Source organism: Streptomyces sp. NPDC012466, assembly GCF_042955215.1.
Taxonomy (GTDB): domain Bacteria; phylum Actinomycetota; class Actinomycetes; order Streptomycetales; family Streptomycetaceae; genus Streptomyces.
The window spans coordinates 63,681-73,115 of record NZ_JBIBEQ010000019.1; the positions used below are offsets into that span (position 1 = coordinate 63,681).

8 protein-coding genes and 1 pseudogene are annotated in these 9,435 nt (G+C 71.8%); 1 reads left to right on the forward strand and 8 read right to left on the reverse strand.

Annotated elements, in window-relative coordinates; genetic code table 11:
* Positions 1-65: 65 nt before the first annotated feature.
* The 8 genes from ACFY9E_RS39735 to ACFY9E_RS39770 all read right to left on the reverse strand — a co-directional run bounded on the left by ACFY9E_RS39735 (position 66) and on the right by ACFY9E_RS39770 (position 8,795).
* Complete coding sequence (locus ACFY9E_RS39735; RefSeq protein WP_390993463.1) at positions 66-890, reverse strand: DUF6039 family protein; 825 nt, start codon at positions 888-890, stop codon at positions 66-68.
* Between the two features lie 53 nt (positions 891-943).
* The gene (fabD, locus tag ACFY9E_RS39740; protein ID WP_390993465.1) at positions 944-3,403 is read right to left on the reverse strand and encodes an ACP S-malonyltransferase; all 2,460 of its coding nucleotides are present in this window, start codon (positions 3,401-3,403) and stop codon (positions 944-946) included.
* A gap of 28 nt (positions 3,404-3,431) precedes the next feature.
* A complete protein-coding gene (locus tag ACFY9E_RS39745) occupies positions 3,432-4,229 on the reverse strand; it encodes an enoyl-CoA hydratase-related protein (protein WP_390993467.1) in 798 nt (265 codons plus the stop codon).
* Positions 4,230-4,245: 16 nt separating this feature from the next.
* A complete protein-coding gene (locus ACFY9E_RS39750; RefSeq protein ID WP_390993469.1) occupies positions 4,246-5,172 on the reverse strand; it encodes a DUF6039 family protein in 927 nt (308 codons plus the stop codon).
* Between the two features lie 67 nt (positions 5,173-5,239).
* The gene (locus ACFY9E_RS39755; protein WP_390993471.1) at positions 5,240-6,553 is read right to left on the reverse strand and encodes an alpha/beta fold hydrolase; all 1,314 of its coding nucleotides are present in this window, start codon (positions 6,551-6,553) and stop codon (positions 5,240-5,242) included.
* Positions 6,554-6,652: 99 nt separating this feature from the next.
* Positions 6,653-7,000, reverse strand: coding sequence for a YciI family protein (locus ACFY9E_RS39760; protein WP_390993473.1), 348 nt, complete (start codon positions 6,998-7,000; stop codon positions 6,653-6,655).
* A 347-nt stretch (positions 7,001-7,347) separates the two neighbouring features.
* A complete protein-coding gene (locus tag ACFY9E_RS39765) occupies positions 7,348-7,584 on the reverse strand; it encodes a 4Fe-4S domain-containing protein (RefSeq protein WP_390993475.1) in 237 nt (78 codons plus the stop codon).
* Between the two features lie 11 nt (positions 7,585-7,595).
* Positions 7,596-8,795, reverse strand: a complete 1,200-nt coding sequence (locus ACFY9E_RS39770; RefSeq protein WP_390993477.1) for a cytochrome P450 — start codon at positions 8,793-8,795, stop codon at positions 7,596-7,598.
* A 428-nt stretch (positions 8,796-9,223) separates the two neighbouring features.
* Between ACFY9E_RS39770 and ACFY9E_RS39775 the strand changes: the two are divergent.
* Positions 9,224-9,435, forward strand: a pseudogene (locus ACFY9E_RS39775) (2-oxoglutarate ferredoxin oxidoreductase subunit alpha); the annotation flags it as partial.

The window sequence follows — 9,435 nt, forward strand, 5'->3', positions numbered from 1 at the left end:
CACCCGCGGGCCCGCTCAGAAGTGAGCGGTCCCGCGGGCGGCAAGGGGGGGAAGCGAGTGTTTCTCTAGCGGACGTCCGGCACGGGGGCGAACGCGACGTCGCCCATGCTCGCCTCGACGAACAGGCGGTTCCAGGTGCCACCGCCCTTCTCCGGCACGATGATCTCGTCGAGGTAGATCGCCCGGGTCGCGTCGTCCATGCGCATGTGCATGTCGATCAGGTCGTAGTAGGAGTCCTCGGACTTCATGTGGATCAGCCAGTGCACCCGGTCGGCCGGCCCGAACGCCTCCTCGTACAGGAAGGACGAGGCGATCCCCGGCATCCTCGTGTTGATCGACTCGGTGATGCGGCGGGCGAAGAGCCGTGCCTCGGCACGGAAGGCGTACTTGGGCTGGGCTACCCGGTGGATCATCAGGCCGGCGTTCGACGAGTTCAGCGTCTGCTCCGGGCTGATCGAGGTCTGCCGCTGGGCGGGCGGAACCCGCAGGTCGGGGGCGGCGGCGTCGATGACCGTGCCCTCCGGCAGCGCCTCGTCGGTGCCGTACATGCCCCAGTGCTGCGGGATCAGAGCCGTCTCCGCGAACGAGCCGTCGACGAACATGCCCTGCCAGTCGGTGTCCGCTGCCGGGCCCTCGTCGCCGTCGAGCAGCCGGGCTATCTCACGGTGGCCGCTGAGCTTCGGCAGGTGCACCAGCCAGTGCAGCCGGTCCCGTACGCCGAACGCCTCCTCGTGCACGGTGACCGTGGTCTGCCCCGCGAACTTGTCGTTCAGGTACGCGGCCTGCTCGAGGGCGATCTGCCGGCCCTCCTTGCGGTACGCCTGCTTGAGCTGGGCGGTGCGCTGCACGACCACACCGGAGTTGGTCGAATGGAAGGTCAGGGTGGTCATGCGTGACTCCAGGGGTTCGGTGGATCGGTACGGTGCCGCGGGACGGCGGGCGGTCAGCGGCGGGCGAGGACGGCGGCGGCCCCCGTCATGAGGTGCTCGGCGATCCGGTCGACGTGACGGTGCCGCCAGTCCTCCAGGCCGGTGCCGCGCACCGCGTGGTTGAAGGCGCCGATCGCCGGGCCGCACTGGATCTGGTAGTTGACCTTCTGCGCGGGGTCGCCCTCCAGGGCCCAGCGCACCGAGCGGGCGAAGTACCAGCGGAACACCAGAGCCATCCGGTGCTTGGGCAGCCGCTCCGCCTTCTCGATCTCGGCGTCCCGGCCCCGCCCGAGGTGGTACGCGCGGGTCTCCTCCCACACCTCGGCGAACGGCCGCTTGAAGTAGGTCTCCTCGACCGAGCGCCGGGTGGCCCGGTCGATCGCCTCCCAGCTGTCGTGGGAGCGGTAGAGCTGGTACAGCTTGTTGCCGCGGGCGGCGAACAGCGTTCCCTTGCGGACCACCTGGACCCGGGCGCCGATCTCGAACATGTCGCCCGCGGGCGCGTACGCGGTGTCCTGCACATCGAGTCCGGCCAGGATGTCCTTGACGGCGTCGGAGGTGCCCGCCTCGGGTGAGCACTGGTTGACGCTGCCGGTCAGGACGAAATCGGCACCGAGGACGAACGCGGCGGCGACCGCCTCCGGGGCGCCGATGCCGCCGGCCGCGCCGACCCGGATCTTCCGTTCGTAGCCGTGCCGGGCCATCGCCGCGTCGCGGTGGCGGAGCATCGCGGGCAGCAGTGTCAGGGCCGCGCCGCCGTCGGTGTGGCCCCCGGAGTCGGCCTCGACGCAGATGTCCTGGCCGACCGGCAGTTCGGCGGCGATCTCGGCCTCCTGCCGCGTCAGCCGCCCAGCGGCGGTGAGCTGCCGCAGGATCGCCTCGGGGGCGGGTCCCATGAAGGCGGTGGCGACCTCGGGCCGCGACACCTTGGCCAGCACGCGGCGCACCGCGACCGGCCGGCCCGCGGCGTCCCGGTGGGCACCGGAGAAGCGGAACTGCACGACGGCCGGGGTCAGCTGGGTGAACCCGGCGGCCTCCACGTCGTGCACGCCGTGGCGCAGGCACAGGTCGACGACGGCGTGCTCGTAGGCCGGGTCGTCGATCGAGTGCAGCAGGTTCACGCCGTACCGGCCGTGGGGACCGAGCGCGTCCTTGATGCGTACCAGCGCGCTCTCCACCTTGTCGAGCGTGAGCCCGCCGGCTCCGAAGAACCCCATGAGGCCGGCCCGCCCCATCCGGATGACCAGGTCCGCCGAGGCGATCCCGCGGAACATGGCCCCGGCGAGGTAGGCGTAGCGGATCCCGTACTCACGCCGGAACTCATCACTGCCCAACTCCTCGGCCCGCGGCGCGGGCGGGGCGCCGTCGGCCCCCGGGCGGGCGGTGGCGGGCGAGGAGGGTGCGATCGTCGCCGGGGGGGCGGACCGCGCCGGGGGTGCGGCTGTCGCCGGGGCGGCGGCCCGGGCCCTGGGCGTGGTGAGGGGCACGGTCGCCACCGGGGCCGCCGCTGTGGCGGGCGCTCCGGCCGTCACCAGGGCCCTCGGTGCCCGCGCCGGAGCCGCCGCGAAGGGCCGGGGCGCCGTGGCCGGCCCCACCTCCACGGCCACCGGCGCCGCCGTGACGCCGGGCTTGGCCGAGGGGGACAGTGCGCGTTTCCACAGGCCCGTCAGGACCTGGCCGGGGCCGACCTCCTCCACCTCGCGGGTGCCGTGCTCTCTGAGATACGCCATGGTCTGCGTCCAGCGCACCGGGCTCTCGATCTGGCGGGACAGCAGGTCGGCGACCTGCCCCGGAGCGTACGGCCGTGCCGTCACGCTCGACACGACCGTGCGGTGCGGATCGGCGAAGGTGAAACCGGTGAGGAAGCGCGCGAACTCCTGAGCGGCGGGGCGCATATGGCGGGAGTGGAACGCCGCGCTGACCCGTACGGGCACGCACCGCACCCCTGGGTGGGCAGCCAACGCCGAGGAGACCATGCGCAGTTCGTCCAGCGGACCGGACAGCACCGTCTGCATGGCGGTGTTGTAGTTCGCCACGTCGACCTGCCGGGCGCCGGTCCCGGCGAGCAGCTCCGGTACATCCGCGTTGTCGACGCCGAGCACCGCCAGCATCCCGCCGCCCCGGGCCTGCCCCATCAGGGCACCCCGCTCGCGCACCAGACGCACTCCGGTGGCGAAGTCGAAACACCCCGCCGCGAACAGCGCGCCGTACTCGCCCAGGCTGTGTCCGGCCAGCAGCCCGGGCTCGGGCACCGGGTCCCGCGCCAGATACGTCAATGCGCTGACCACGAACAGCGCGGGCTGCGCGTACTCGGTGCGGTCCAGCCGGCCGTCGCCCGAGGAGCGGCACAGTTCCTCGACCGAGTAGCCGAGGACCTCGTCCGCCTGCCGCGTCAGATCGGGGAAGCGGGCGAACAACCCGGCGCCCATGCCTCCCCGCTGCGATCCCTGTCCCGGGAAAACCAGTGCCACCATCGCCTCGTCCCTCCTGGCTCGGCCCGAGTCAGGGCCGCGACTTCTCCCAGGGGAGCCGCCGCGTTGTCGTGTAGTCGGTGATACGGCGCCGGGCGACAGGCGAGCCGATCAGCCGGGTGAACTCGCGCAGGGCGAACGCATCGGTCTCCTCAGTGGTGAACCACATGGCCCTGAAGTACCGCTTGAGTTCACCGATCGTCGCCGGGTCGAGCCGGGTGAGCCGGACCAGCAGGCGGCGTACCGCGGCGTCCGGGTCGGGCACGACCTCGTCCACCAGACGGAAGTCCGCGGCACGTCGCGCGGACACCGGCTGCGTGCTCAGCGCCATCGCGTACGCGGGCTGGTAACCGGTGCGCCGCACCAGAACCGGCAGCACACAGCAGGGCACCAGGCCCCACAGCGCCTCCGGGAGACTGAACTCGCTGCGCTCCGTGGCGATCACCAGGTCCGCGGCGGCCGCGAGGCCCACCCCGCCCCCGGCGACCCGGCCGTCGACACAGGCGACGACCGCCAGCGGGGTCTTCCCGAAGCGCCGCATCAGCGTGAGGAACGCCTCCCCGCCTTGGCCGGCTTCCGACGTGTCATCCGCGAGGTCGCTCGCGGCCTCCCCGAAGTCGAGGCCCGTGCAGAAGGTACCGCCGGAGCCTTCGATGAGCAGGACCCGGCAGTCGGGGTCGGCCTCGGCCCGGTCCAAGGCCGCCGTCAGCGCGTCGAGGGCCCCGCCGCTCAGGCTGTTGAGGCCGTCGGGGCTGTTGAGTGTGGCGCGCAGGACGTGCGGCTCGGCGGTGAGCCGCACGCCGTGGTGAGTCGGGTCGATGACCGTCACGGCTGCGTCCGCTCGCTCAGAACGAGAGCGGCGCGCCGGGGTGCAGCGGTGTGAGCACGGTGTCCTGGATGCTGGGGGACACGAACGTCTGCTCCCAGCCGCCACCGCCCTTGTGCGCGGGCACGAACTGCCGCCCGAACAGCGCCCGGTAGTCGGCGTCGTGACGGCTCAGCTCGTTCAGCTTGCGGTAGGTGTCGAAGCTGTCGAGGTGGATCATCCAGTGGATCCGGTCCTGCTGGCCGAAGGTCTCCTCGTAGAGGTAGACCGTCAGTTCGCCGCCGAGCGCCCGGTTGACCTCGGTCGCCCATGCGAAGGCGAACTCGCGGGCCTCGGTGCGGAAGCGGAACGCGGTCTGCGCCGTACGGATGATCGTCAGGCCGCTGTCCACGGAGCTGCGCATCAGGCTGTCGGACAACCCGGTCTGGTGGCGGGCCGGCGGCACGAACGTGTCCGACGGCTCGTCGTCGTGGTGGTGGTCGTCGTGGTCGTCGTGGTGATCGTCCAGGCCGTGCTGGGGGACGTACACGCGCTCCTGGAAGGAGCCCTCGACGAACATGCGCTCCCAGTTGCCGGCGCCCTCGGCGGCGGCGATCCGGTCGGCCTCGGTGATCTCCTTGAAGCGGCGGTCGTGGTCGGCTATCTCGAGGAAGCGGCTGTAGTCGTTGGGCTGCTTCATGTGGATCAGCCAGTGGAGCCGGTCGGCGGTGCCGAGAATCTCCTCGTGCACCACGATCGTTGCGACGCCCTCCACCACCTTGTTCAGGTGGCCCACCAGGTCCGTGGCGAACTGCCGCCCCTCGGCACGGAAGGCGTGATTGAGCTGGCCCGCACGGTGGATGATGAAGCCCGCGTTCCCCGAGTGCAGCAGGTCGGAGCCGGAGCCGAGAGGCCCGCTCTGCGCGGGAAGAAACGCGCCCTGGGCCGGGCTCGCCGCGTCGGTCATCGCTCAGTCTCCTTCGTCGCACTGATGAAAGGGCCTACGAGCCCCTGTAGTCCGACGCTAGGCAGCCTCACCCGGCGGCGCCGCTCACAATTGAGCGCGCTCCCGCCACGGTCGCGAAGAAACCCTCCAGGAGGCGGGCGACCTCGCGGGGCCGGTCGTACATCGAGTAGTGCGTGGCGCCGGCGAGCCGCTCGTGCCGGGCGTCGGGGAACCGGTCGGTGGCCAGGGCGAGCCGCTCGGGCGAGGCGATGCGGTCGAACTCGGCGCTCACGCACAGCACCGGCACGCGCACGTCGGCGGCGTGAGCCAGCGCGTCGTAGGACCAGTAGTCCAGGAGCTGGCGGGCGTAGGCGACCAGGACGGCGTCGGCCGAGAACGGGCGCAGCAACTCCTCGTCGAGCGCCCGGGCGGGCAGCGCCAGGACCTCGTCGGCATAGCGGTGCTCATCCAGGTCCTCCGCGACGTCCGCCGGCCGGCCGGTGAACAGGCTGCGCAGCCGGGCCGCGAGGGCGGGCCGGCCGGCCACGGAGCGGCACAGCTCCTCGAGATTGCGCTCGTAGGGGGTGTCCGGGTTCCGCCCGGCCGCATCGCCGGTGTGCCGCAGCGAGCCGTGCAGGAACACCATCGAGCGTACTGAGGCGGGCCGGCGGCGATGGAACTCCAGGGCCGTCTTCGGGCCGCTGCACCAGCACACCAGATGGCAGTCCCGCGCGCCCTCGGCGGAGAGCACCGCCGCCAGGTCGTCGGCCTGGTCGCGCAGGCGCATCGGCCGGGTGCCCGCCGTGGTGCCGCGCGGCGCCCAGGTCAGCACCCGGCGCGTGGGCGCGAGAGCCGACATCAGCGGATGCCACAGGGCGGTTCCCATGCCGAGGGCGTTGACCAGGACGACGGGCGGCTCGCCCTCTTCGCGGTGCCCGGCCGCCTCGTACGGCAGTACGCCGCCGAGCACCCCGACGCGCAGCGGCGTCGCGGTGCCGAGCCGCGCCACGTCCCGCTCGGCAGCCAGGTGCCGCTCGTGCTGGGCGCGGACCACGGCGGCCAGGTCGTCGGCCCGCGGCGCCCCGGCGCCGGTGCCGTCGGCAGCGGCGCCGGCGTGCTGGGCGCGGGCGGTCACGAGCCGGTCCACGGAGGTACAGTCCGCCGGGTCGGTGACCACTTCGACCGTCAGCTCATAGGCGTCGCCGAGCAGTCGGGCCAGTCGGTCGTGGTCGTCGTCGTAGCGGTCGAGCAGTTCGGCGGGCAGCCGCAGCGGCCGGTGCCCGAAGTAGTCGGGGCGCCGGGCCCGTACCTCGGTGGCCGTGTCGTGCACGGCGTCCAGAAGGGGCCGCAGTCGGCCGGCGCCGTCGTGCGCCGTGCGCACGCCCCTCTCGTCGTCCGTCATGGCGAGCGCTGCTCCTTCACGCGTACGTGCCGGGGCCCGCGGCCGGGGCGGCGCCGGAGCGCGCCACGGCCGCGGGCCGGGATCGGTGGCCGCGACCGGTCAGGCGGCCACCCACAGCGGCCGGACCTCGAGGGTCTCGGGGGTCGGCCACGTCTTGGCGATCTCCACCGCGGCCTCACGGTCCGCGGCCTCGACGATGATGTATCCGCCCAGCGTCTCGTCGCCGCCCGCGAAGGGGCCCTCGACCGCCTTCCGGGTGCCGTCGGCCTCCCGGCGGACCGTCACCGGAGCGATGGACTCGGTCTCGAACGCCTCACCGCCCACCAGGGCACCGGCCTGGGCCTGCTGCCCCATCCAGCCCTCGATCTGCTTGCGGAACGAGGTGCGGTCCTCCTGGATCTGCCGCCGGGACTCGGCGTTCTCGATGATGACGATCGCGAACTTCATTCGGTTCTCCCTGTCGCAATGTGCGAAAACCAAACTGGAATGGAGATTCCAGAATACGGGGGAATACTCGTATGGGCCCCGATTTGTGTCAAGTCGAGTGAACAGCCCAACTCGACTGTGACGCAGGGGAATTGGTACGCATGGCCGAATAGCTGACGTCGCCGGGACCGCCTTTGCCGTCCGTGTGTCGAATCGATCGAATTACATGCTCCCTTTGTGCCGACCGCGCGCTCATTCGTTTCGCCGCTGGGCGCGGCGCGTCTGCTCCGACGGTAAACGTGAGCAGGCGCATATTTCTCGCCTCCTGCTTGAGAAACACTCGAGAACCGGTGGAGAACCGAGCGCGCTCAGGACAGCTCGAGCACCTCGCCGCTCACTGCGTCCAGCACCCGCAGCGCCTCCATGGGGCAGGACTCCACCGCGTCCAGCACGTCCTCCTCCGCCGGGAACGGGCCGGCCGGCGGCACCGAACGTCCGTCGACCACCTGGAAGCGGTGCGGTGCGACACCGGCGCAGATGCCCGTGCCCATGCACGCCCCGTGGTCGGCTTCGACGCGCCACATGGTCTCTTGTTCCCCTGTCATGCCGGCTCCCCTCACCAAGCGATCGGCAGTCGCAGTGGGCCGCGGAACAGTCCACCGGTCTTCCATTCGACCTGATCGGCCGGCACAGCGAGTCGCAGCTGCGGAAAGCGCTCCAGGACCGCGCCGATCGCCACCCGCAGCTCCATCCGGGCGAGCTGGGCGCCGAGGCAGTAGTGCGCCCCGTGCCCGAACGCCAGATGGGGGTTCTTCTCCCGCGTGACGTCGAGCCGGTCCGGGTCGGTGAAGATTCGCGGATCGCGGTTGGCGTTCACTGCGGCGGCCACCACGCCCTCGCCCGCGCGCACCGTGCCACCGCTCAGCTCGACGTCCTCCGTCGCGATACGGGCGTTGCCGACGCCGTTGCCCAGCGGCACGAAGCGCAGCAGCTCCTCCACCGCGCGAGGCAGCAACTCCGGCTCCTTCCGCAGCAGGGACAGCTGGTCCTCATGGGTCAGCAACACATAGAGCATGTTCGCCAGTTGGTGGGCGGACGTCTCGTGTCCGGCGACGAGCAGCGTCACCCCGAACGTGATCAGCTCGTCCTCGGAAAGACGGTCGTCGTTGTCGCGGGCGGCCACCAGGACACTCAGGAGGTCGTCGTGCCGCGCCGCCCGGCGCGCCGCCACCAGGTCCGCGAGATAGGCGCGGATCGCGGCGTCGGCCGCCATCGCCTCCTCTTTGCTGTACGCCGTGGTCGACATGATCACTTCGGACCAGTGCTGGAACGTGCTCCGGTCCTCGTACGGCACGCCGAGCAGCCGGCAGATCACGGCGATGGTGAACGGCTCGGCCAGGTCCCGCACCACGTCGGCGGGCGGTCCCGAGCGCTCCACGTCGTCGAGGAGCCCTGCGAACAACTCCTCGAGCCAGGACTGCATCGCGCCCATCCGCCGCGCGGTGAACGCCTTGGACAGCAGCCGGCGCAGCCGTGTGTGCTCCGGCGGGTCGAGGCTGAGGATGGTGTCGCCACGGCGGGCCAGCGGAGTCGTCCGCGGAGTGTCCTCACCGATCTGCGCCCGGCTGAACCGGGGATCGGAGTTGGCGGTGCGCACGTCGTCGTACCGCGTCACCATCCACCCCTCGCCGCCGTACGGGAGCCGTACCCGGGCGAGCGGTTCGTTCTCTCTCAACTCCTCGAATTTCGGGTGGAGTTCGAGCCCTTCCACCTCCCCCTCGAAGGGGTAGGTGTGCACCCGCCTGGTAGCCGACATGAGTCCCACTCCTTCGCCGCGCATCGGGGCACCTCAGACGAGGACCTCCTCGCACGGGGAGCGTGACCCCTCTGCCGGGCAGGGCGCCGCTCACTCTTGAACACCGAGCCCACATCGGGCCCGGGCGGCGCGGGAGGCCCGCCGGTGCCCTCGGGGGATGGTGGGGGCGCCGGCGGGCGGATCGCGCTCCCCGAGGGCTCATGGCCGACGTGGGGGAGGCCACGACCCGAACCTCCCGCCCCGCGCTCGATGGGTGCTCGCGGCGTGGTGGAGAGCCGGCGCGCCCGGGGCCACCGTCCTCCGTCGCGCAACCGGTTTCGACCGGGCCGGTGACATCCCTGCGGGTGCGCGACGGGGCTGCGGCACGAGCGCCTCTCCACCAGTGGTGCGTAGCCTCCGGGGAGGTGTACGACCCTGCACCGCAACGCCTGTCCGCCGACGTGTCTGCCTGCACGCGCGGACTAGCACCGACAGGAGCCGACACGCGTATGTCCGTGGAAACCACCGCCCCGGGTGTGACGGGGACGGGTGACAAAGAGGTCCGTCGCCTGGACCGGGTGATCATCAGGTTCGCGGGGGACTCGGGTGACGGTATGCAGCTCACCGGTGACCGTTTCACCTCGGAGACGGCGTCGTTCGG

What these genes read in the sequence shown, in the direction of transcription:
- fabD (WP_390993465.1), bottom strand. Translation starts at nt 3,403, where the DNA reads ATGGTGGCACTGGTTTTCCCGGGACAGGGATCGCAGCGGGGAGGCATG.
- ACFY9E_RS39765 (WP_390993475.1), bottom strand. Translation starts at nt 7,584, where the DNA reads ATGACAGGGGAACAAGAGACCATGTGGCGCGTCGAAGCCGACCACGGG.
- ACFY9E_RS39755 (WP_390993471.1), bottom strand. Translation starts at nt 6,553, where the DNA reads ATGACGGACGACGAGAGGGGCGTGCGCACGGCGCACGACGGCGCCGGC.
- ACFY9E_RS39760 (WP_390993473.1), bottom strand. Translation starts at nt 7,000, where the DNA reads ATGAAGTTCGCGATCGTCATCATCGAGAACGCCGAGTCCCGGCGGCAG.
- ACFY9E_RS39770 (WP_390993477.1), bottom strand. Translation starts at nt 8,795, where the DNA reads ATGTCGGCTACCAGGCGGGTGCACACCTACCCCTTCGAGGGGGAGGTG.
- ACFY9E_RS39735 (WP_390993463.1), bottom strand. Translation starts at nt 890, where the DNA reads ATGACCACCCTGACCTTCCATTCGACCAACTCCGGTGTGGTCGTGCAG.
- ACFY9E_RS39750 (WP_390993469.1), bottom strand. Translation starts at nt 5,172, where the DNA reads ATGACCGACGCGGCGAGCCCGGCCCAGGGCGCGTTTCTTCCCGCGCAG.